Below are 21,447 nucleotides of genomic sequence, written 5' to 3' on the forward strand. Positions count from 1 at the left end.
AAGAGCCGCGTTCGAGCACGAGATCGGTCGGGTGGATGTGCGTCTCCCCTCCCACAATCTTCGTGATGTTTTTCAGTTCAAGCATTCCTGTCTCCGTAGCTCTTCCCAGACACCGGATTAGGCGCTATCGCCGGGCGTTACCGCCCTTGCATATAGTCCTCCAGCACGGCCGCCTCGGCGGCCGAAATATGCAATCCTCTCTTCGTTCGACGCCACAGCACGTCCTCGGCGTGGCGCGCCCATTCCTCCCGCATCAACCAGCGCACTTCGGCCTCGTAGAGATCGCTGCCGAAATGCCGCCCCATGTCCTCCGTCGTCCGCGCATCGCCAAGCAGAGCCGATGCGCGCGTACCATACAACCGCACCAGCCGGCGCGCATGGGCGGGTTGCAGGAACGGAAAGCGCGCGGAAAGCGTCTTCACCTCGGCCTCGAAACCATCGACGTTAAAGTCGCCGCCGGGCAGGCGCGAATGCGCGGTCCAGCGTGCACCCTTGACGCCGATGGCCTCTCCGATCTTGTCCAGCGCGGCCTCCGCGAGCCGGCGGTATGTGGTAAGCTTTCCGCCGAAGATATTGAGTAGCGGCGCCTGTCCGTCCGCGCCCTCCACCTTCAGCACATAGTCGCGGGTTGCCTCCTGCGCCTTGTTCGCGCCGTCGTCGAAGAGAGGGCGCACACCCGAATAGGTCCAGACGATATCGTCGCGCACCACGGGCTCCGCGAAATACTCGCTTGCCGAGGCGCAGAGGTAATCGATCTCCTCGTCCGCGATGCGCACATCGCGCGGATCGCCCTGGTAATCCCGGTCCGTCGTCCCGATCAGGGTGAACTCTTCCTGATAGGGAATGGCGAACATGATACGCCCATCCGGGTTCTGGAAGAAGTAGGCGCGAGGATCGGAGAATTTCTTCTTCACGACGATGTGGCTGCCCTGGACGAGGCGGACATTGTGCACGTCGTTGCGGCCGACGGCAGAAGACAGGACCCTGTCCACCCAGGGGCCGGCGGCATTGACCAGCATGCGCGCCTGCATCGTCTCGCGCGCGCCCGTCTCGGCATTCTCCGTCTCGACGACCCAGTGCCCGTTTTCCCGCCGCGCATTGACCACCGCGGTGGCCGTGCGGATATCGGCGCCACGATCGGCGGCGTCGCGGGCGTTCAGCACGACGAGCCGGGCATCGTCCACCCAGCCGTCGGAATATTCGAAAGCCTTGCGGAAAAGCGCCTTCAGCGGCCGGCCGGCCGGATCCTTGGCGAGATCGAGCGTGCGCGTGGCCGGCAGTAGCTTGCGGCCGCCGATATAGTCATAGAGGAAAAGCCCGAGGCGGATGAGCCAGGCCGGACGCAGGCCGCCCTTCTGGAACGGCAGCACGAAGCGCATGGGCCAGATGACGTGCGGCGCCATGGCCCACAACACCTCGCGCTCCATGAGCGCCTCGCGCACCAGGCGGAATTCGTAGTGCTCGAGATACCGCAGCCCGCCATGAATGAGCTTGGTGGAGGCCGAAGACGTGCCCGACGCAAAATCCTTCATCTCCGCGAGCACGACCGAGTAGCCGCGGCCGGCAGCGTCGCGCGCGATGCCGCAGCCGTTGATACCGCCGCCGATAACGAAAATATCGTGGATCACGTCGCCCTGCAAAACACCCTCCCATTTCGCATTGCACAAATTTGCGCATCTGCGAAAGCGTGAAGAGTAGAAACGAAAATATTTCGAATGTCAAACGAATGCGGACTGAAATCGCCGGCCGCCGTCACTCCACGGCGGATGTCTCGATGAGACGCACGTCGTTTTCCTGGCAGATCGCCCGTATATCCTCGATGGGACAGCTGTCGGTGATAAAGGTGTTGACCTGCGAAAGATGGCCGATCCTCACCGGCGCCGTTCGTTCGAACTTCATCGCGTCCGAAACGAGGATGACATGGCGGGCATTGGCGATGATCGCCTGCGCGACCTTCACCTCGCGGTAGTCGAAGTCCAGCAGCGCCCCGTCCTGGTCGATTGCCGAGGCGCCGATGACGGCATAATCCACCTTGAACTGGCGGATGAAGTCGACCGCCGCCTCCCCGACGATGCCGCCATCCGCGCCGCGCACGACGCCGCCGGCAATCACCACCTCGATCGAGGGATAGACGCGCAAGCGGTTGGCGACATTGATGTTGTTGGTGATGACCATCAGCTCCTTGTGGTCGAGCAAGGCCTCGCCAACGGCTTCCGTCGTGGTGCCGATATTGATGAACAGCGAGGAATTGTTCGGGATCATCGCCGCGGCGGCGCGGCCGATCGCCTGCTTTTCCGGCGCGGCGATGGAACGGCGCGCCTCGTATTTCACATTCTCGTTGCCGCTGGGAAACAGCGCGCCGCCATGAATGCGCGTCAGCACCTTGTCGTCGCACAGATCGTTGAGGTCTTTGCGGATCGTCTGCGGCGTCACCGAAAAGCGCGCGGCCAGGTCCTCCACGAGCACACGTCCCTCGGCCTTGGCGAGATCCACGATCTCCGCCTGTCGCCCTGTCAGAAACATGATGCTCCTCCCGATGCTTTCGTTTTCTTTCATCATATGCAAAAACGAACCCACATCAATTGACCCGCAATGCCTTCTTGGTCCGCGCGTCGCTTTTTGTGATACTGCCGGCACGCGTGATATCGGGAGGAAAGCGCATGTTTCATCCAGCCTTGTTCAAGGGAGCCAATGTCGTCGTCACCGGCGCGGGCCGTGGCATCGGGCTGGAGATCGCCCGGCAGTTCCTCGACTGCGGCGCGCGCGTGCTGCTGCATGGCGGCCGGGCCGCCGCCGGTCCGCTGCCCGATTTCCTGGAAAACGCCGTTGCGGAAGCACGCGCCCATATCGTCTATGCGGATTTCCTGGAGGAAGGCGGCATCGGTGCCCTTCTGGAGCGAACCGACAGCCTGTTTCCTCACATCGATGTGCTGATCAACAATGCCGGTACGATGGTGGGCCGCTTCCCCGCCGCCGACCTCACCGATGAGCAATACGAAACCGTGGTGCGCCTCAACCAGACGTCCGTCGTCGAAGTGACCCGCGCACTCCTGCGCTCGCTGCGCCGCGCGCAGCATGCCGCGATCGTCAACACGGTGTCCATTTCAGCGCTGACCGGCGGCAGCCCGGGTTCGGCGATCTACTCCGCCACCAAGGCTTTCGTTTCCACTTACTCCAAGGCGCTGGCCCGCGAGCTTGCGCCCGATGGCATCCGCGTCAATTGCGTCTCGCCGGGCACCATCACCACCGACTTCCATTCGCGCTATTCGTCCACCGAGAAGCTGGAGGCGACGCGCAAGACGATCCCCCTGCAGCGGCTCGGCACGCCGGAAGATTGCGCGCCCGCCTACCTCTTCCTGGCGTCCAATGCCCTTTCGGGCTACGTCACCGGCCAGGTGCTGGAGGTGAACGGCGGCCAGCTCATCTGCTGACCGCAACGGCGATCACGCGTTGACGTCGATGACAACGCGGCCCTTCACCTTGCCGTCGAGTATCTGGTTTGCCAGTTCCGGCAGGTCGGAGAGCCTTCGCTCGACCACCATCGCTTCCAGCATCTCCATCGGCAGGTCGGTGGCGATGCGGTTCCAGGCCTCGACCCGCTGGTCATAGGGGCGCATGACGGAATCGATGCCGAGCAGGCTGACCCCGCGCAGCAGGAACGGAATGACGGTGAAGGAGGGCACGCCGGCACCGGCCGCCAGGCCGACCGCGGCAACCGCACCGTCATATTTCATCTGCTTGAGGACGCGCGCCAGCATGTCCCCACCCACGGCGTCGATGGCGCCGGCCCAGCGCTCCGATTCGAGCGGCTTGCTGTTTGCCTCTGCAAGCTCCGCCCGCTCGACGATGGTTTCCGCGCCGAGCGATTTCAGATAACCCGCCGTTTCGGGCCGGCCGGTGACGGCGGCGACCGAGTAACCGAGCCTCGCCAGCAGCGCGACGCCGACCGAGCCGACCCCGCCCGCGGCGCCGGTGACGAGCACCTCGCCCTTCAGCGGCGAGACGCCCGCCTTTTCCAGCGCGATGACGGACAGCATGGAGGTCAGCCCCGCCGTGCCGATCGCCATGGCCTGCCGTGTCGAAAGCGCGTCCGGCAGCGGCACCAGCCAGTCGGCCTTCACCCGCGCCCGCGTCGCATAGCCGCCCCACCAGACCTCACCGACCCGCCAGCCGGTCAGCACGACCCGGTCGCCTGGCCGGTAACGCGGATCGTCGGACGTCTCGACCGTTCCGGCAAAATCCACGCCCGGCACATGCGGGAAGGTGCGCACGAGCCCGCCCTTGCCGTTGATGCACAGGCCGTCCTTGTAATTGAGTGTCGAATATTCCACCGCGACGGTCACGTCGCCGTCGGGAAGCCGCGAATCGTCGAGTTCCTGGACCGAGGCGGTGACCGCGCCGTCACCGGCCTTCTCTACCAACAGTGCCTGAAACGTCATCGCATGCTCCTCCTGTTCGGTGCGTCATCGAGATATAGGACGCAGGGCATTGGTGCCGCCACTGTTCTTTTGTATCAAGGGGCGGGAGGCGCCGTTCGGACATGATCGACAAGCTCGAATATTTCATAGCGCTGGCACGCGAACGACACTTCGCCCGGGCTGCCGACGAAATCGGCATCTCGCAGCCGACGCTTTCGGCCGCGATCCGCCAGCTGGAGGATCAGCTGGGCGTGATGCTCGTTGTGCGCGGCTCGCGTTTCCAGGGCCTGACGCCCGAGGGGCAACGCGTGCTGGAATGGGCGCGCCGCATCGTCGGCGACACGCGGACCATGCGCGAGGAAATGCGCGCGGCGCGAAAGGGCCTCTCCGGCCATATCCGCCTTGCGGCCATTCCCACGACGCTGTCGATGGTGCCGCGCATTACGGCGCCCTTCCAGGAGAAACATCCCGACGTCACCTTCTCCATCGTCTCGACCACCTCGATCAAGATCCTCGGGCTCCTGGAAAACCTCGAGATCGACGCCGGCCTCACCTATCTGGAGAACGAGCCGCTGGGTCGCGTGACGAGCGTGCCGCTGCTGCACGAGCACTATTGCCTCATCACGGCCAAGGGCAATCCGTTCTCGGATCGCGAAACTGTGACCTGGCAGGAGGCTGGCAGCGTTAGGCTTTGCCTATTGACTGCGGACATGCAGAATCGCCGCATTATCAACCGTCACTTCGCCGAAGCGGGGGTCACGGTCGAACCTTCGCTTGAGGCGAATTCGATGATCGTGCTGTTCTCCCATGTGCGCACCGGCCGATGGTCGAGCATCATGCCGCGAAATGTCGCAAAATCGTTTGGATTTCCTGACGAAATCAGTATAGTTTCTCTCACCGATCCTGATCCGCACCACACGATCGGCCTGGTGGCCACGCATCGCGAGCCGTTCACACCGCTCGTTTCCGCCTTGCTCCACGAAGCGCGCACGCTGGCCGAGAACGGCATGGATTGATAGAAATTTCCTATCGCTCAACGGCTTTGCTTTATTGACCACTCGCGTCACGGCTGAGAAGCTGTCAAAATAGTCCGCGGGGATCGACAGGGTTCCGGTTCTCGTCGAGCAGTTTCATGAGCATCGGCGCGCAGGAACCCCATATCTTCCGTGGTTCATTCGTGTCGGTTGGGAGGCCTGACCATGAATGTACATGTCCTCGGCAGCGATGTCGAAACAAGAACGCTGGCTATTGTCGGCGACCTGAAGGGGCTTGAGGGGCCGCTTCTCCCCATCCTGCATGAGATCCAGGCGGAGTTCGGCTACGTCCCGCAGGAAAGCCTGCCGGTCATCGCGCGGGAGCTGAACCTTTCGCGCGCCGAGGTGCATGGCGTCGTCACCTTCTATCACGATTATCGCGACCACCCCACCGGCAGGCACGTGCTGAAGCTCTGTCGCGCCGAAGCCTGTCAGTCGATGGGCGGCGACGCGCTCGCCGAGCGCGTCAAGGCGCTGCTCGGCATCGATTTCCACCAGACGACGCTGGATGGCGCGGTGACGCTCGAGCCAGTCTACTGTCTCGGGCTCTGTTCCTGCGCACCCGCCGCCATGCTCGACGGCGAGGTGCACGGAAGGGTCGACGCCGAGCTTGCCAGGGAACTTGTCGCGGAGGCACGCCGATGACCATCACCATCTTCGTACCGCGGGACGCCGCCGCCCTGGCGCTGGGCGCAGACCGTGTGGCCACGGCAATCGCGCGCGAAATCGAAACCCGCGGCCTCGATGCCCGCATCGTACGCAACGGCTCGCGCGGCATGCACTGGCTGGAGCCGCTGGTCGAGGTGCGCACGGAGAAAGGGCGCATCGCCTACGGACCGGTCAAGCCTTCGGACGTGCCATCGCTTTTCGAGGCGGGCTTCCTGCAAGGGGCCGATCATCCGCTCTGTCGCGGGCGGACGAAGGAGATACCGTTCCTCGCCCGCCAGACAAGGTTGACCTTCGCCCGCTGCGGCGTCACCGATCCGCTCTCGCTGGAGGACTACCGGCACTATCAAGGCATGAAGGGCCTGGAGAAGGCCGTGACCATGCAGCCGGCCGACATCGTCCAGCAGGTCACTGACTCGGGCCTGCGCGGGCGCGGCGGCGCGGGCTTCCCGACCGGCATCAAGTGGAAGACGGTTTTCGAAGCGCCGGGCGCGCAGAAATACATCGTCTGCAACGCCGACGAGGGCGATAGCGGCACCTTCGCCGACCGCATGATCATGGAAGGCGACCCCTTCGTTCTGATCGAGGGCATGGCGATCGCCGGCCTGGCGACCGGCGCGACGAAGGGCTTCATCTACACCCGTTCGGAATATCCGCACGCCATCGAGACCATGACCGCCGCCGTCGAGATCGCCCGCAAGGCCGGCATCCTCGGCCCGTCCGTGCTGGGCTCCGGCAAGGCCTTCGACATGGAAGTGCGCGTTGGCGCGGGTGCCTATGTCTGCGGCGAGGAAACCGCGCTGCTCAACAGCCTCGAAGGCAAGCGCGGCATCGTGCGCGCCAAGCCGCCGCTGCCCGCCTTGCAGGGCTTCCTCGGTCGTCCCACCGTCGTCAACAACGTCATCTCGCTCGCCTCCGTGCCTGTGATCATGGATCGCGGCGCCGCGTTCTATCGTGATTTCGGCATGGGCCGCTCGCGCGGCACGATCCCGATCCAGATCGCGGGCAACATCAGGTATGGCGGCCTCTTCGAGACGGCCTTCGGCCTGACGCTCGGCGAGATCGTCGACGATATCGGCGGCGGCACCGCTTCCGGCCGGCCGGTCCGGGCCGTGCAGGTCGGCGGCCCGCTCGGCGCCTATTTCCCGCGCGCGCTGTTCGATACGCCCTTCGACTACGAAGCCTTCGCGGCCAGGGACGGCCTCATCGGGCATGCCGGCATCACCGTCTTCGACGACACCGTCGACATGCTGAAGCAGGCACGCTTCGCCATGGAGTTCTGCGCCGTGGAAAGCTGCGGCAAGTGCACGCCCTGTCGCATCGGCTCGACGCGTGGCGTCGAGACGGCCGACAAGATCGCGCAGGGCATCGAGCCCCAGAAGAACCGCGAACTGCTGGCCGATCTCTGCAACACGATGAAGTTCGGTTCGCTCTGCGCGCTCGGCGGGTTCACGCCCTACCCCGTGCTCAGCGCGATGAACCATTTCCCGGAAGACTTTTCGCCGGCGCCGATCGCCGAAGCAGCGGAGTAAGCCCATGCCTCTCGTTCCCGAAATCGATTACGGCACCCCCGCCTCCCGCTCGGAAAAGATGGTGACGCTCACCATCGACGGCAACGAAATCACCGTCCCCGAGGGCACGTCCATCATGCGCGCCTCGATGGAGGCCGGCATCCAGGTGCCCAAGCTCTGCGCCACCGACATGGTGGATGCCTTCGGCTCCTGCCGCCTCTGTCTTGTCGAAATCGAGGGCCGCAACGGCACGCCGGCCTCCTGCACGACGCCGGTCGCACCCGGCCTCGTCGTCCACACCCAGACCGGCCGCCTGAAGGACATCCGCAAGGGCGTGATGGAGCTCTATATCTCCGATCACCCGCTCGACTGTCTCACCTGTGCGGCGAACGGCGACTGCGAGTTGCAGGACATGGCCGGCGCCGTTGGCCTGCGCGACGTTCGCTACGGCTACGAGGGCGACAACCACGTCAAGGCGCGCAACAATGGCGAAGCAAACGCCCGCTGGATGCCGAAGGACGAATCCAACCCCTATTTCACCTACGACCCGTCCAAATGCATCGTCTGTTCGCGCTGCGTGCGCGCCTGCGAGGAGGTCCAGGGCACCTTTGCGCTGACCATCGAAGGCCGCGGTTTCGACAGCCGCGTTTCGCCCGGTATGCACGAGCATTTCCTCGAATCCGAATGCGTTTCCTGCGGCGCCTGCGTGCAGGCCTGCCCGACGGCAACGCTGACCGAAAAGTCGGTGATCGAGATCGGCCAGCCGGAGCATTCGGTGGTCACGACCTGCGCCTATTGCGGCGTCGGCTGCTCCTTCAAGGCGGAAATGCGCGGCGAAGAACTGGTGCGCATGGTGCCGTGGAAGGACGGACAGGCCAATCGCGGCCATTCCTGCGTCAAGGGCCGCTTCGCCTATGGCTACTCGACCCACCGCGAGCGCATCCTCAACCCGATGATCCGCGAGAAGATCTCCGATCCCTGGCGCGAAGTGACCTGGGAAGAGGCCTACGCGCATGTCGCTTCCGAGTTCCGCCGCATCCAGTACCAGTACGGCCGTGATTCCATCGGCGGCATCACCTCCTCGCGCTGCACGAACGAGGAAACCTTCCTCGTCCAGAAACTCATCCGCGCCGGCTTCGGCAACAACAACGTCGATACCTGCGCCCGCGTCTGCCATTCGCCCACGGGCTATGGCCTCGGCCAGGCATTCGGTACGTCCGCCGGCACGCAGAATTTCGACAGCGTCGAGTTCACCGACGTCGTCATCGTCATCGGCGCAAACCCCACCGATGCCCATCCGGTCTTCGGCTCGCGCCTCAAAAAGCGCCTGCGCCAGGGCGCCAAGCTCATCGTCATCGATCCGCGCCGCACGGAACTCGTGTCGTCGCCGCATATCAAGGCATCCTACCACCTGCCGCTGAAACCCGGCACGAACGTTGCCGTCGTCACCGCGCTCGCCCATGTCATCGTGACGGAAGGCCTCTGCGACGAGGCGTTCATCCGCGAGCGGTGCGACTGGTCGGAATTCGAGGACTGGGCGTCCTTCATCGCCGAACCGCGCCACAGCCCCGAGGAGACGGAAGCCTTCACCGGCGTTCCGGCCGAAGCGCTGCGCGGCGCCGCCCGCCTCTTCGCCACCGGCGGCAACGGCTCGATCTATTACGGTCTCGGCGTCACCGAACACAGCCAGGGCTCGACCACGGTCATGGCCATCGCCAACCTCGCCATGGCGACCGGCAATATCGGCCGTCCCGGCGTGGGCGTGAACCCGCTGCGCGGTCAGAACAACGTGCAGGGCTCGTGCGACATGGGCTCGTTCCCGCACGAACTGCCCGGCTATCGCCACATCTCCGACGACGCGACGCGTGATATCTTCGAAAAGCTGTGGGGCGTGAAGCTCAACAACGAACCGGGCCTGCGCATTCCCAACATGCTGGATGCCGCCGTCGAAGGCACGTTCAAGGGCATCTACATTCAGGGCGAGGATATCCTCCAGTCCGACCCGGACACCAAGCACGTTTCTGCCGGACTGGCTGCGATGGAATGCGTCGTCGTGCAGGACCTGTTCCTCAACGAGACTGCCAACTACGCCCATGTCTTCCTGCCGGGCTCCACCTTCCTCGAAAAGGACGGCACCTTTACCAATGCGGAGCGCCGCATCAACCGCGTGCGCCGCGCCATGACGCCGAAGAACGGCTATGCCGACTGGGAGGTCACGCAGAACCTCGCCAAGGCGATGGGCCTCGACTGGACCTACACACATCCTTCCGAGATCATGGACGAGATCGCCGCAACGACACCGAGCTTCGCGCTGGTGTCCTATGACTATCTCGACAAGGTCGGCTCCGTGCAGTGGCCCTGCAACGAAAAGAACCCGCTCGGCTCGCCGATCATGCATACCAACGGCTTCGTCCGCGGCAAGGGTAAGTTCATCCGCACGGAATATGTCGCCACCGATGAAAAGACCGGTCCGCGCTTCCCGCTGCTGCTCACCACCGGCCGCATTCTCAGCCAGTACAATGTCGGCGCCCAGACACGGCGGACCGACAACGTCATCTGGCATGAGGAGGACCGGCTGGAAATCCATCCGCACGATGCCGAGAACCGCGGCATCCGCGAGGGTGACTGGGTGCGGCTCTCCAGCCGCGCCGGCGACACGACGCTTCGCGCACTCATCACCGATCGCGTCGCACCGGGCGTCGTCTACACGACCTTCCACCACCCGACGACGCAGGCAAACGTCATCACCACCGATTTCTCGGACTGGGCGACGAACTGTCCCGAGTATAAGGTGACGGCCGTGCAGATCTCGCCGTCGAACGGACCGTCCGACTGGCAGGTCGAATATGACGAGCTCGCCCGCCGGTCGCGCCGCATCAAGGGCAAGCTGGAGGCAGCGGAATAGGATCGAGCGTGCCCGACTTCCCAACCACCACGAAGGTCCGCGAGACCGCCCGGCGCAACGGGCGGCTCTCTGACGGCGAGCGTTTCGTTCCCGAGGAGACGCCGATCGCCTTCTCCTATGCCGGCTCGACCCACGCCGTCATGATGGCGACCCCGGCGGACCTTGAGGATTTTGCCGTCGGCTTCAGCCTGACCGAAGGCATCATCACCGACCCGGCGGAGATCGAAACGATCGACGTGGAGGCCGAAGACAAGGGCATCGACCTGCAGATCCGTCTTGCGGACGAACAGAACGACGCGCTCGTCGCCCGCCGCCGGCACATGGCAGGCCCTGTGGGTTGTGGCCTCTGCGGCATCGAATCGATCGAACAGGCCGTTCGCACGACGCCGTCCGTGCGTGCGTCTACACTTACGCTTTCGGAAGACGACGTGGTGGAGGCCGTGCGGCTGCTCAACGGCCAGCAACCGCTGCACATGGCGACGCGCGCCGTTCACGGCGCAGGCTTTTATGTGCCCGGCCAGGGGCTCATCGCCGTCAGGGAGGATGTCGGCCGCCACAATGCGCTCGACAAGCTGGTCGGCGCGGCGCGACGGGCGGGCCATGCCGGCCATGCGGGCGCGGTCGTCGTGACGAGCCGCGTGTCCGTGGAGATGGTGCAGAAGACGGCGATCATCGGCAGCCCCTTCATCATCGCCATCTCCGCCCCGACGGCGCTCGCCATCCGCACGGCGGAGGACGCGGGCATGACGCTGATCGCATTGGTGCGCGGCGACGAATTCGAGATTTTCACCGGTGCGGACCGCATCGGAACCGGCGCCGAGCGGCGCCTGGGCAATGGCTAGGAGACGGACATGTCGGAAGGCAACAAGATCGTGCGCATGGCGAACCAGATCGCCACCTTCTTCCACTCCCAGCCGGCGAGCGAAGGCCCGAACGGCGTGGCGACCCACATCAACAAGTTCTGGGAACCGCGCATGCGCCGGCAGCTCTTCGATCTCATCGACAACCATGGCGGTGGAGGCCTCGACAGCCTCGTGCTGGAGGCCGCGCCGCTGATCCGTCGTCCGCCGCCGGCCGAAGTGCCGCCCGCGCAGGCCGCGGCAACGGCAGCGCCCTGATATCAAGCGCAACGCCCGGCGCTTCGGCCGGGCGTCCCCTGCATAGCGATTAGAACTCTTCCCAATCGGCGGCCGCCTGAGCCGCCGAGCTTTGTGGTGCCCGCATCGTCCGCGCGACCGCATGGAGCTGGGCGACAGGCGTCGGCGATGCCGTGCGTTGCGTCTGGCTTACGGTTTCCGCCAGGCGGAAGCGGCGGATGAGGCCATGAAGCGCATCCGCCTCGCGCGCCATGGCGTGGCTGGCGGCTGTGCTTTCCTCCACCATCGCGGCGTTCTGCTGCGTCGCCTGGTCCATCGCGTTGACGGCCTGGTTGATCTCGCGAAGCCCCGTCGACTGCTCGCGCGATGCTTCCACAATGGCGACGACGTTCGTGTGGACCTCGAGCACCTGTGTCAGGATCTCGCGCAGGGTCCGCCCCGTCTCGTCGACAAGCGACACACCGTTCTTCACCTGCTCGCCCGACGTCGTGATCAGTGCCTTGATGTCCTTTGCGGCACTGGCCGAACGCTGCGCGAGTTCACGCACTTCCTGTGCGACGACGGCAAAGCCCTTGCCGGCCTCGCCTGCCCGCGCCGCCTCCACCCCGGCGTTGAGCGCCAGCAGGTTGGTCTGGAAGGCGATATCGTCGATGACGCCGATGATGCTGGAAATCTCACGCGAGGACTGCTCGATCTGGCCCATGGCGTCGATCGCGCGCTTGACGACCTCGCCTGATTTTTCGGCGCCCGCCCGGGTCTGTCCCACCAGACTGCCGGCTTCATCGGCCCGCTTGCTCGAATCGCTCACCGTCGTCGTGATCTGGTCGAGCGCCGCAGCGGTTTCCTCGACGGAGGCCGCCTGTCGTTCCGTGCGCTTGGCCAGGTCGTCCGCTGCCGAACGGATCTGCTGCGCGCCCGAGGCGATGGCGTTCGCATTGGTTTCGACCGTCCGCATTGCGGCGTGGAGACCGGCAACGGCCGAATTGAAGTCGCTGCGCACCTTTTCCATCGAGGGAACGAAGGGCATCGCGAGATGTTGCGTGAGGTCGCCTTCCGCAAGCGCCTTGAGCGCGCCGCCAAGCGCGTTGATCGCCGACATGCGTTCCGTGACGTCGGTTGCGAACTTGACGACCTTGTAGACCCGGCCGTTCAGGTCCCGGATCGGGTTATAGGCCGCCTGGATCCAGATCTCCTTGCCGCCCTTGCCGTAACGCACGAACTCGCTGGAGATGAAATTTCCCGCCGCGAGGCTCTTCCAGAAATCGGCATAGGCGGGCGTCTGCGCATAAGCGGGATCGCAGAACATGCGGTGATGTTTCCCGACGATCTCCGCCAAGTCATAGCCGAGCCCGGCACAAAAGTTTTCGTTGGCATGCAGGATTTCGCCGGTCGGCGTGAATTCGATGACCGCCTGGGAGCGCGAGATCGCATCGAGCTTGCTCGCGTCCTCCGCAGCACGGATTTTTGCAAGCGTGATGTCCGTCGCGAACTTGACCACCTTGTAGGGCTTTCCGCCCCGAAAGACCGGATTGTACGATGCCTGGATCCAGATTTCGCTGCCATCCTTGCGCAGACGCTTGTAGCTGCCGGAATCATATTCTCCACGCCCAAGCCGCATCCAGAACTGCCGGTAGTCGTCGCTGGCCGTATGCGCGGCGTCGCAGAACATCCGGTGATGCTGCCCGACGATCTCTGCCAGATCGTAGCCGAGCGCCGTGCAGAAGTTTTCGTTGGCAGTCAGAACATTGCCGGCGAGATCGAACTGTATCACCGCCTGCGAACGCGACAGGGCGTCGATGATATGGCCCGAATCCGTAAACCTTGCGAAAGAAATCATGACCTGTCCCCATATGTGACGGCCACGGCCTTTGGTGATTGCCGCGTGGCGATCGTCGGTTGCGGGAGTGGTGGCATGATCTCCGCCATGCATTGGCCTCCCTGAACGCAGTCCTCGCAGAGAACCCTCATCGCAAGCAAAGACTGCACAATCAAAGATAGAGTTGCTTCATTAAAAATTGATAAAAATGGAAATGACTGTTTTTTGGGGCCATATATTACAGTGACTTAATCAAGCAATCATAAGCGCTGACTGACGTTACGTGAGTAGACGTCGCCGAAAATGATGCGATACTATCTCATAGGTTGTATTGCCGGAGCATAAAAAAGACCGTCACACCAAGTGTGACGGCCTTCACGATTGTGGGGATGTGCCGCCGGTCAGGCTGCCATATCGTCCATGTCGCGTTCCTTGAACATGCGCGCAAGGTTCAGGAAGCAGATCATGCCGTTCTCATGGGCGATGATGCCTTCCGCATAGACCTTGTCGAAGGAGGTCGTCACTTCCGGCACCGGCTGGATCTGCTCGCTGCGAATGGTGAGGATATCGGAGACACGGTCGACGACGAGGCCGACGACCATATTGTGCACTTCGGCAACGACGATCGCGCTGCGCTCATTGGCTTCCGTGCTCTTCATGCCGAGCTTGTGGGCGAGATCGATGATCGGGATAACCGTGCCGCGCAGGTTCATCACGCCGATGACATCCGGCGGCGAATGCGGGATCGGCGTGGACGGCGCCCAGCCGCGGATTTCGCGGATCGTGGTCGTCTTCACGCAGAATTCCTGGTCATGCAGACGGAATGCGATGATTTCGAGCGTATCGCCGGTAAAGCCGGTCGTCTTGATGGAGGTCATCGGGATCTTCCCAGTTGGAGCGACGAATTGACCGATCCTATGCACACCCTGGTTAAAATCTTTCCAACATCCGTCGCGACCAGCAAAAAGGCCCCGCGTCGCAGGGCCTTTCTTTCGTCTATCGAGTTGGGTGCTCAGGTGCGCAGCACGGCCTCGAACTGCTCCAGCGCCCAATCGACCTGATCGCCGGTGATGACGAGCGGCGGCGCAATGCGGATCGTGTCGCCATGCGTATCCTTGGCAAGAATGCCGCGCTCCTTCAGCGCCTCGCAATATTTGCGCGCGCCGCCGGCCGCGGGATCGAGCTCGACCGCCAGCATCAGGCCGCGGCCGCGCACCTCCTTGATGATATTGGAGCGGATGCCCTTGAGCCCGGCCTGGAAGCGTTCGCCCATGCGCGCGGAATTGCCGATCATGTCTTCCTCGACAAGCACCTTCAAAGCCGCGCGTGCGATGGCGCAGGCGAGTGGATTGCCGCCGAAGGTCGAGCCGTGCTGCCCGGGCTTGAGCACACCCAGCACCTCGCTGTTCGAGAGCACCGCCGAGACCGGATAGAAACCGCCGGACAGCGCCTTGCCGACCAGCGTGACATCCGCCTCGATGCCCTCATGCTCTTCCGCCAGCAGCTTGCCGGTGCGACCAAGCCCCGTCTGGATCTCATCCAGGATGAGCGTGATGCCGTGCTCCGTGCAAAGGTCACGAACCGACGTGAAATAGCCGACCGGCGGGATCAGCACACCCGCCTCGCCCTGGATGGGCTCGATAAGGAAGGCCACCGTGTTTTCGGTGATCGCGTTGCGGAAGGCATCGATATCGCCGAAGGGCACATGGCGGAAGCCTGGCGCGAAGGGGCCGAAGCCGACGCGCGCATCCGGATCCGTGGAGAAGCCGACAATGCCCATGGTCCGGCCATGGAAGTTGTTGGCGCAGACGATGATCTCGGCCTGGCCCTCCGGCACGCCCTTTACCTCATAGCCCCATTTGCGCACTGCCTTGACGGCGGTCTCGACCGCTTCCGCACCCGAATTCATCGGCAGCACCTTGTGCGAACCGGTGAGTGCGGCGATCTCTTCGTAGAAATGCGCAAGCTGGTCGTTGCGGAAGGCGCGGGAGGTCAAGGTGAGCTTCTGCGCCTGCTCCACCATCGCCGCCAGGATCTTCGGGTGGCAATGCCCCTGGTTGACCGCCGAATAGGCCGAAAGGCAATCCAGATACCGGTTGCCGTCGACATCCCAGACATGCACGCCCTCGCCCCGCGACAGCACCACGTCGAGCGGCTTGTAGTTATGGGCGCCGAGGCGATGCTCGGTTTCGATCAGGCTGGCGGTCGACGGTGACATTGTATCCCTCCGGTTTCAGGCGCTGCGGGTCGGCCGGTCGAGAATCCGGCGGCCGAAAAGACTTGCGGTCAGCTCGACGAGAATGCGGGCGCTCTTGCCGCGGTCGTCGAGGAAGGGGTTGAGCTCGACGAGATCGAGCGAGGAGACGAGCCCGCTGTCGCAGAGCATCTCCATGATCAGATGGGCCTCGCGGAAGGTCGCGCCACCGGGCACCGTCGTGCCGACGCCGGGCGCGAGATCGGGATCGAGAAAATCGACGTCGAGGCTCACATGCAAGAGGCCGTTTGCCGCGCGGATGCGGGCGATGATGTCGTGCATGATATGCGCCATGCCGATCTCGTCGACCGCCCGCATGTCGAAGACATTGACGCCATGCTCGGAGATTTCCTCGCGCTCGCGCGCATCGACGGAGCGGATACCGACCTGGAAGACATTCTTCGGATCGACCAGCGGGCGTCCAGCCTCAAGGATGGGCGCAAACTCCGCCTCACCGCAGAAGAAGGCAACCGGCATGCCGTGCATGTTGCCGGAGGGCGAGCTCGCCGGAGAATTGAAGTCGGCATGCGCATCCAGCCAGAGCACGAACAGCGGACGGCCGAGATCGGCGGCGTGACGGGCCATGCCGGAGACGGACCCCATGGACAGCGCATGATCGCCGCCGAGGATCAGCGGAAACCGGCCGCTATGCGCGGCATCGTAGACGGCGGTATCGAGCGCACGCGCGAAAGCGGCGACGACCTGCAGGTTGTTGGCCTTCGGATGGTTCGCGAGGTCGCGCGCCGGAACGGGCCGCAGGTCGCCCTCGTCTATGACCGTATGTCCGAGGTCGCGCAGGGTCGAATCGACGCCTGCGATGCGCAGGGCCGTCGGGCCCATGGAAGCGCCGCGCCGGCCGGAACCTTCTTCAAGAGGCGCGCCGATCAGCGCGATATGCGTGTTGTTGTCAGCCATGATTTCCCCGCGAATGCGTGAAGCCGGTTTGCCCCGGTTTTGGGTGATTATTACCGGTCACGCTGTTGGCAAAAAGGGGGAAAACTGACAAATAGAATCGCTGAATCAGCATTTTGCCAAGCATGGATCGACATAATGATAAGTCTCGATGATCTCGACCACGCCCTGATCAGCGCCTTGCGCCACAATGCGCGCACACCGGTCTCCTCGCTCGCCGCGATGACCGGCGCCTCGCGTGCAACGGTTGCCGCGCGGATCGAACGGCTCGTCTCTTCCGGCACGATCGCCGCCTTCACCATCAAGACCGGTGCGGAGCTGACGGGCAGCGGCGTGCGCGCCATCGTGATGATCGAGGTCCACGGCAAGATGGCCGACCGCGTGGCGGCGCAGCTGCGCGGCCTGCCTCAGGTCCGCGCGCTTCACTCGACCAATGGCCGCTGGGATTTCATCGCCGAACTCGAAGATCGCGACCTCGGCACCTTCGACGAAACGCTGCACCGCATCCGTCTGATCGACGGCATCAACGGGACCGAAACCAACATTCTCCTCAAGACGACGAAGAATGCCTTTGCCTGAGCGGCGGGCTCAGTATTCCTTTTCGTAGAAGATACCGGCGCCCGCACTGCCGCCGCTGCCGGCTTCCCCGCGCAGCTTGACGCCACGGCCGACATCCAGATTGATGACGGCCTTGGCGCCGTTCGTCTCCGGATCCTGCTTCAGCTCGATATAGGTGCGGTCGTTGAGATACTTGCCGGCCGAAACCGCCGCGCGGCCCTCCGCATCCGTCGTGATATCGAGGTCGTCGACGCCGAGCTTGCTGCGCAGGCTGTCGAGCAGGCCGGTGGAACTGCCGCCGGCCAGCTGGCTTGCGGCAGCGGCAAGCTGCGCGATCTGCACCGCCGACAGGTTGGACATGGAGCGGTTGAAGATGAGCTGCGCCAGGATCTCATCCTGCGGCAGCGCAGGCGAGGAGGCGAAGGTCACCGTCGGGTTGCTGGCGACGCCGGCCACGGTCACGGTGATTTCCGTCGTGCCGGCCGTGCTTCCAGCGACGAGGTTGACGGTCGGCACCAGGCCTCCTGTAAAGCCGATATGCGCGCTGGAGAAATCGAGCCGGCGCGCCAGGATTTCCATGCGGCCGCGCTCAAGCTCGAAACCGCCCGACACGACCGGCGACGACGACGTCCCCGTCACGGTGAGGCTGCCGCCCAGCTCTGCATTGATGCCGCGGCCACGCACGAAAAGCTGGCCCGGTGCCTCGATGGTCAGGTTGAGGCCGATGCCGCGTGAGGCGCCGCTCGCCCCCTGGTCACGTTGCACGTCGGCGTTCATGCGCTTCACGTCTGCCGGCGCGTTGCGATGCTTGATATCGATCTCCGACAGCGAAGCCGGCAGTTTTTGCGGAATGGTGATGTTCGCCTTGTTGATGCGCACCCGGCCAGCCAGAACGATATCGGCCAACGGTCCCTTGACGGTGAGGTCGCCGGTCACATTGGCGGTGACCAGCGTACCGTCGACATAGGTGACATCGCCCAGCTTGATCGCCACATCGACCGGGAAGCCGCTCGCCGGATCGATGCCGATACGGCCGGTGGCCGAAAGCTGCCCGCCGCTCGCCAGCCTGCCGGACAGCGTCTCGATAACGGCCTGCCGGCCGTCCATGGTGATGCGCACCGTCAGGTCGTCCACGGCGAGATTGCGCCGGACATCGACCAGACGCGCACCGCCGGCCGTTATGCTGCCGGTCACCGAGGGCGCTGCCGCCGTGCCGCCGATCGAGACATCGGCATTGGCATTGCCGGTCAACACGAAACCCTGCGACGAAAGCTGGCCCTGCAGCAATCCGAACGGCACCGTGCCATTGAACTTCAGGCCAAGCGGCGTCGCGCCGCCGATCCCGACCGTGCCACCACCCCGGAAAGACAGCCCGCCTGCGCCCGAAAGCACCGTGTCGAGCCGGACCTGGTTGTTGGCGAATTCGCCCTTGGCGTTGATATCGATGGCCCCGATGCCCGCGCCACGGGTCTGGCTGGTAACGGCGCCCTTCCAGTCGAGGGCGTAATTGACGACAGGCGCGGCCGCCCTGCCCTTGACCGTCACAGTGCCGCCGATCGCGCCTTCCGCACCCAGGCCTGGAGAGAAATTATTGATGAGCGCCGCCGGCACGGCATTGAGAGCGAGCGACAGGTCCAGCGTCTCGCCGGCCCGACCCGATATCGCAACCGACCCGGTTCCGGCCTGGATGGTGAGCTTGTCGAGAACCGCAACGCCGTTGTCGACAGCAATCGTGGACGGGCTTGCGAGCTTCAGGGCAATGCCGCGCGGTGCGCCTTCGAACGTCTGCAAGGCGATGTCCAAACCCCTGGCACGTTGGACGACCTGCCCCTTCGCGACCAGCGGCGCATTGTCGAGACGACCGCCGAGATCGAACCGGGTCGCCTGCCCTTCCCGCGAGAAATCAAGGCTGAGGGCATCGACGCGGTTCCCGCCCGAAACGATGCGCTCGGCGCGAACCGTGCCGTTGATCGCAAGTGTGGCGAGATCGGTAATGGTGAGGTCCACGGTCGGCTTGGCAATGCTGATCGCATCACGGCTTATGCCGGAACCGCTCGCCTGAACGATTGCCGACGTCCTGCCGTTGGTCGTCGCGATCTCCACCTGACCGGAAAGATCGCCGGCCGCCTTTTGGCCGGCCATGGCCGCAAGCAGGCCGAGATCGGGAAAGTTGAAGCGGACCGTGCCGTCAGGCATGAAATCCGGCGTCAGCGCCAGCGAGCCCTTCAACGTGTTCGCACCGATCTCCGCCTCCAGCACCGGCACCGAAATGCGCCCGCCTTCCGAGGTGATGCTGGAACGCACATTGATCGCCTGTCCATCCAGCGCGCCCGTCGCCGTCAGTTCCCCGGAGGGCCTGTCCGCAACGGCCTTCCCGTTGAGCGTGACAACGAGATCGCTCAGCGTGCGCCCCGAAAGCGTCGCGCCACTGGATGTGACCTTGGCCGCAACGTCGAGCCCATCGACCGGCCCCTTGGCCGAGAGGTCGAAGGCCGCCTCGCCGGAGGCATCGCCCAGCAGCTTGCCGAGGTTCAAGACCTTGCCAGCAAGCGTCGCATCGAGATTGCCCTCGGCGAGCGCGACATCACCGGCCGCCTCGGCCGTCCCCGACTTGAGCTGCAGACCGGTGACCTGGAGCGCACCGTTGCCGGCCAGCTGAAGACGCCCTTCCATCGCAATCGTCGTATCGAACTTGCCGGACAAGGCCGGCGGCAGAACAGCGGGCAGCGCGAAAAGACGGAAATTGACGTCAGCCTCGCGGCTTTCGAGCCCGTAGCGGCCCGAAAGCGTTCCGCCGATGCTGGCGCTTTCCAGTGTTGCGGGATCGAAGGCGATCTCTGTCGGCGACACGTTCAGGGTTGCGACGACCTTGGCCGGCCCCTTCACCATGCGGTCGATATCCGCATTGGCGAAAGCCATGTCGCCGGTCTCGACCGTCACATCGACCCGGCCGGACTGGCTGGACACGTTGAACGCATCGCTACGGGCGGAAAGGCGGATGTTCTCGATCCGGCCCGCCGGCAGCGCCGCGGATACCACGGCGACATCTGCCCGCAAGGCGGCGGCGCTTGCCTCGCCGGTCAGGGAAATGTCGGCGCCGTCGATCAGGATACGGGCATCGCCATCGGCGAGCGGCCAGCGGAAATCGATCGGGCCATCGCGCCCGTCGAGCTTCACATTGAAATCGTTGGACCCCGTCGCGCTCACGGCGCCGGAGGCGGCAAGCGCCATCGCACCGGTCGCGATGTTGCCCTTCTCGACGCGCACCATGTCGGAACCGTCGAAGGCGGCGACGAGATCGATGTTCGTCTCGCCGGCGAAAAGCGGCCGTAACTGCGGCGGCATCAACGCATCGAACGTGCCGCCGCCCTTGACCGACAGGGTATGAAGCCCATTGGCCGAAAGATCGTGGCGGCCATCGACACGCAGCATCTCCGTGCCATCGAGCGCGGCGGACAGACGGCCCTTCCACTGCGACAACGGCCCGTCACCCGTCAGGCGGATGGAGACGGCGGGCTCGTTCGGCAGTTTGAGCAGATTGGCGAGCAGGCCGCCCTTCGGTTCGGCGACATCGGTTTCAAGACGCAGAACGTTCTCGGCCGGATTGAAGACGATATCGGCAGCCAGTCGTGCGTCCGGGCGCTCCACTTCATTGGCGGAAAGCTTGATGGCCACACTCTCTGCGGTCGCATCGCCACGGCCGGAGACGACGATGCGCTGATCACGACCGGCCACGGCGCCCGAGACGAAGAGTTCCGGGATCGCCAGCGAATCGACATGAACTTCGACGGGCAGCTTGAACGGCGTGTCGGAGGGTTGTGCATCCGCCTTGGATTCCGGCAGGCGCAGCAGCGAGATCGAGGATGCCGAGACACGAGATGCATCGAAGCTGAAGAACAAGAGTTCCAGCGGCGACCAATCCACGGCAAGGTCGCGGATTTCCGCATAGGTGCCCTTGTCGTCGCCAAGGGTGACGGAACCTGCGCGCAGCCGGCCCGTCAGGAGCCCGGACGGCTCGCTGATGGAAATGACCTGCCCGCTTGCGGCGGCAAGCTTCTCCACATAGGAAACGGCCATGCGGGCGCCCGCATCCGTGAAGCCGACGAAGCCCAGAACCGCGACCAGAATGACAAGCAGCACCGCAAGGCCGTAACCGGCATAGCGGAGAATGGCGCGGAGAATTCGAGACAACCTCGTCATGCTTCATCCATTTCACGTGCGCGGGAGCGCGGAATCGCTCCCTACCGTCTAGAATCTCAATCGCACGCGGGATCAA

Annotated in this window: 16 protein-coding genes; 8 read left to right on the forward strand and 8 right to left on the reverse strand. The window is 64.3% G+C overall.

The genetic code is table 11. From position 1 onward, the window contains the following. Positions 1-137 precede the first annotated feature (137 nt). The gene (gene glpD / locus GR158_RS17545) at positions 138-1,628 is read right to left on the reverse strand and encodes a glycerol-3-phosphate dehydrogenase (RefSeq protein WP_371731738.1); all 1,491 of its coding nucleotides are present in this window, start codon (positions 1,626-1,628) and stop codon (positions 138-140) included. 124 nt (positions 1,629-1,752) lie between these two features. After that, complete coding sequence (locus GR158_RS17550) at positions 1,753-2,523, reverse strand: DeoR/GlpR family DNA-binding transcription regulator (RefSeq protein WP_160872007.1); 771 nt, start codon at positions 2,521-2,523, stop codon at positions 1,753-1,755. Between the two features lie 137 nt (positions 2,524-2,660). Between GR158_RS17550 and GR158_RS17555 the strand changes: the two genes are divergently transcribed. Further along, on the forward strand, positions 2,661-3,431 hold the full coding sequence (locus GR158_RS17555; protein ID WP_134651413.1) for an SDR family NAD(P)-dependent oxidoreductase: 771 nt from the start codon (positions 2,661-2,663) through the stop codon (positions 3,429-3,431). Between the two features lie 12 nt (positions 3,432-3,443). Here the strand turns inward: GR158_RS17555 and GR158_RS17560 are convergent, their stop codons facing one another. Next, positions 3,444-4,439 (reverse strand): MDR family oxidoreductase, encoded by a 996-nt coding sequence (locus tag GR158_RS17560; protein ID WP_134651411.1) that lies wholly within the window; start codon positions 4,437-4,439, stop codon positions 3,444-3,446. 101 nt (positions 4,440-4,540) lie between these two features. On the opposite strand from GR158_RS17560, the gene GR158_RS17565 reads away from it, so the two are divergent. The 6 genes from GR158_RS17565 to GR158_RS17590 all read left to right on the forward strand — a co-directional run bounded on the left by GR158_RS17565 (position 4,541) and on the right by GR158_RS17590 (position 11,652). Beyond that, positions 4,541-5,434 (forward strand): LysR family transcriptional regulator, encoded by an 894-nt coding sequence (locus GR158_RS17565; protein WP_160872008.1) that lies wholly within the window; start codon positions 4,541-4,543, stop codon positions 5,432-5,434. A 183-nt stretch (positions 5,435-5,617) separates the two neighbouring features. Then, positions 5,618-6,097, forward strand: coding sequence for a formate dehydrogenase subunit gamma (locus GR158_RS17570; protein WP_134651407.1), 480 nt, complete (start codon positions 5,618-5,620; stop codon positions 6,095-6,097). After that, positions 6,094-7,650 (forward strand): NADH-quinone oxidoreductase subunit NuoF, encoded by a 1,557-nt coding sequence (locus tag GR158_RS17575; protein ID WP_160872009.1) that lies wholly within the window; start codon positions 6,094-6,096, stop codon positions 7,648-7,650. Before GR158_RS17570 ends, GR158_RS17575 begins: the two co-directional genes overlap by 4 nt. 4 nt (positions 7,651-7,654) lie before the next feature. Further along, positions 7,655-10,534: a formate dehydrogenase subunit alpha gene (gene fdhF / locus GR158_RS17580; protein WP_160872010.1), complete on the forward strand. Its 2,880-nt coding sequence runs from the start codon at positions 7,655-7,657 to the stop codon at positions 10,532-10,534. A gap of 8 nt (positions 10,535-10,542) precedes the next feature. After that, positions 10,543-11,376 (forward strand): formate dehydrogenase accessory sulfurtransferase FdhD, encoded by an 834-nt coding sequence (gene fdhD, locus GR158_RS17585; protein ID WP_160872011.1) that lies wholly within the window; start codon positions 10,543-10,545, stop codon positions 11,374-11,376. Positions 11,377-11,385: 9 nt separating this feature from the next. Beyond that, positions 11,386-11,652, forward strand: a complete 267-nt coding sequence (locus GR158_RS17590) for a formate dehydrogenase subunit delta (protein ID WP_160872012.1) — start codon at positions 11,386-11,388, stop codon at positions 11,650-11,652. A 49-nt stretch (positions 11,653-11,701) separates the two neighbouring features. Here GR158_RS17590 and GR158_RS17595 read toward each other — a convergent pair whose 3' ends face one another. The 4 genes from GR158_RS17595 to rocF form a co-directional block, all read right to left on the reverse strand. Next, positions 11,702-13,468: a PAS domain-containing methyl-accepting chemotaxis protein gene (locus tag GR158_RS17595; protein ID WP_160872013.1), complete on the reverse strand. Its 1,767-nt coding sequence runs from the start codon at positions 13,466-13,468 to the stop codon at positions 11,702-11,704. A 380-nt stretch (positions 13,469-13,848) separates the two neighbouring features. After that, positions 13,849-14,325 carry a chemotaxis protein CheW gene (locus GR158_RS17600; protein ID WP_134651395.1) on the reverse strand — a complete coding sequence of 159 codons (477 nt, stop codon included), beginning with the start codon at positions 14,323-14,325 and terminating at the stop codon, positions 13,849-13,851. Positions 14,326-14,459: 134 nt separating this feature from the next. Continuing rightward, on the reverse strand, positions 14,460-15,665 hold the full coding sequence (gene rocD, locus GR158_RS17605; RefSeq protein ID WP_160872014.1) for an ornithine--oxo-acid transaminase: 1,206 nt from the start codon (positions 15,663-15,665) through the stop codon (positions 14,460-14,462). A gap of 15 nt (positions 15,666-15,680) precedes the next feature. Beyond that, positions 15,681-16,616 carry an arginase gene (rocF, locus tag GR158_RS17610; RefSeq protein ID WP_160872015.1) on the reverse strand — a complete coding sequence of 312 codons (936 nt, stop codon included), beginning with the start codon at positions 16,614-16,616 and terminating at the stop codon, positions 15,681-15,683. A 135-nt stretch (positions 16,617-16,751) separates the two neighbouring features. On the opposite strand from rocF, the gene GR158_RS17615 reads away from it, so the two are divergent. Further along, positions 16,752-17,192, forward strand: coding sequence for an Lrp/AsnC family transcriptional regulator (locus tag GR158_RS17615; RefSeq protein ID WP_134651389.1), 441 nt, complete (start codon positions 16,752-16,754; stop codon positions 17,190-17,192). A 9-nt stretch (positions 17,193-17,201) separates the two neighbouring features. Here the strand turns inward: GR158_RS17615 and GR158_RS17620 are convergent, their stop codons facing one another. Further along, entirely contained in the window at positions 17,202-21,371 is a 4,170-nt protein-coding gene (locus GR158_RS17620; protein WP_160872016.1) for a translocation/assembly module TamB domain-containing protein, read from the reverse strand. Between the last annotated feature and the right edge of the window lie 76 nt (positions 21,372-21,447).

The organism is Shinella sp. AETb1-6 (assembly GCF_009826875.1).
GTDB classification, from domain to species: Bacteria; Pseudomonadota; Alphaproteobacteria; order Rhizobiales; family Rhizobiaceae; genus Shinella; species Shinella sumterensis.

Bases quoted from the DNA above. Each gene is read 5' to 3' on its own strand.
- GR158_RS17550 (WP_160872007.1), bottom strand. From the start codon at position 2,523: ATGTTTCTGACAGGGCGACAGGCGGAGATCGTGGATCTCGCCAAGGCC.
- GR158_RS17555 (WP_134651413.1), top strand. From the start codon at position 2,661: ATGTTTCATCCAGCCTTGTTCAAGGGAGCCAATGTCGTCGTCACCGGC.
- GR158_RS17560 (WP_134651411.1), bottom strand. From the start codon at position 4,439: ATGACGTTTCAGGCACTGTTGGTAGAGAAGGCCGGTGACGGCGCGGTC.
- GR158_RS17565 (WP_160872008.1), top strand. From the start codon at position 4,541: ATGATCGACAAGCTCGAATATTTCATAGCGCTGGCACGCGAACGACAC.
- GR158_RS17570 (WP_134651407.1), top strand. From the start codon at position 5,618: ATGAATGTACATGTCCTCGGCAGCGATGTCGAAACAAGAACGCTGGCT.
- GR158_RS17575 (WP_160872009.1), top strand. From the start codon at position 6,094: ATGACCATCACCATCTTCGTACCGCGGGACGCCGCCGCCCTGGCGCTG.
- fdhF (WP_160872010.1), top strand. From the start codon at position 7,655: ATGCCTCTCGTTCCCGAAATCGATTACGGCACCCCCGCCTCCCGCTCG.
- GR158_RS17590 (WP_160872012.1), top strand. From the start codon at position 11,386: ATGTCGGAAGGCAACAAGATCGTGCGCATGGCGAACCAGATCGCCACC.
- GR158_RS17595 (WP_160872013.1), bottom strand. From the start codon at position 13,468: ATGATTTCTTTCGCAAGGTTTACGGATTCGGGCCATATCATCGACGCC.
- GR158_RS17600 (WP_134651395.1), bottom strand. From the start codon at position 14,325: ATGACCTCCATCAAGACGACCGGCTTTACCGGCGATACGCTCGAAATC.
- rocD (WP_160872014.1), bottom strand. From the start codon at position 15,665: ATGTCACCGTCGACCGCCAGCCTGATCGAAACCGAGCATCGCCTCGGC.
- rocF (WP_160872015.1), bottom strand. From the start codon at position 16,616: ATGGCTGACAACAACACGCATATCGCGCTGATCGGCGCGCCTCTTGAA.
- GR158_RS17615 (WP_134651389.1), top strand. From the start codon at position 16,752: ATGATAAGTCTCGATGATCTCGACCACGCCCTGATCAGCGCCTTGCGC.
- GR158_RS17620 (WP_160872016.1), bottom strand. From the start codon at position 21,371: ATGACGAGGTTGTCTCGAATTCTCCGCGCCATTCTCCGCTATGCCGGT.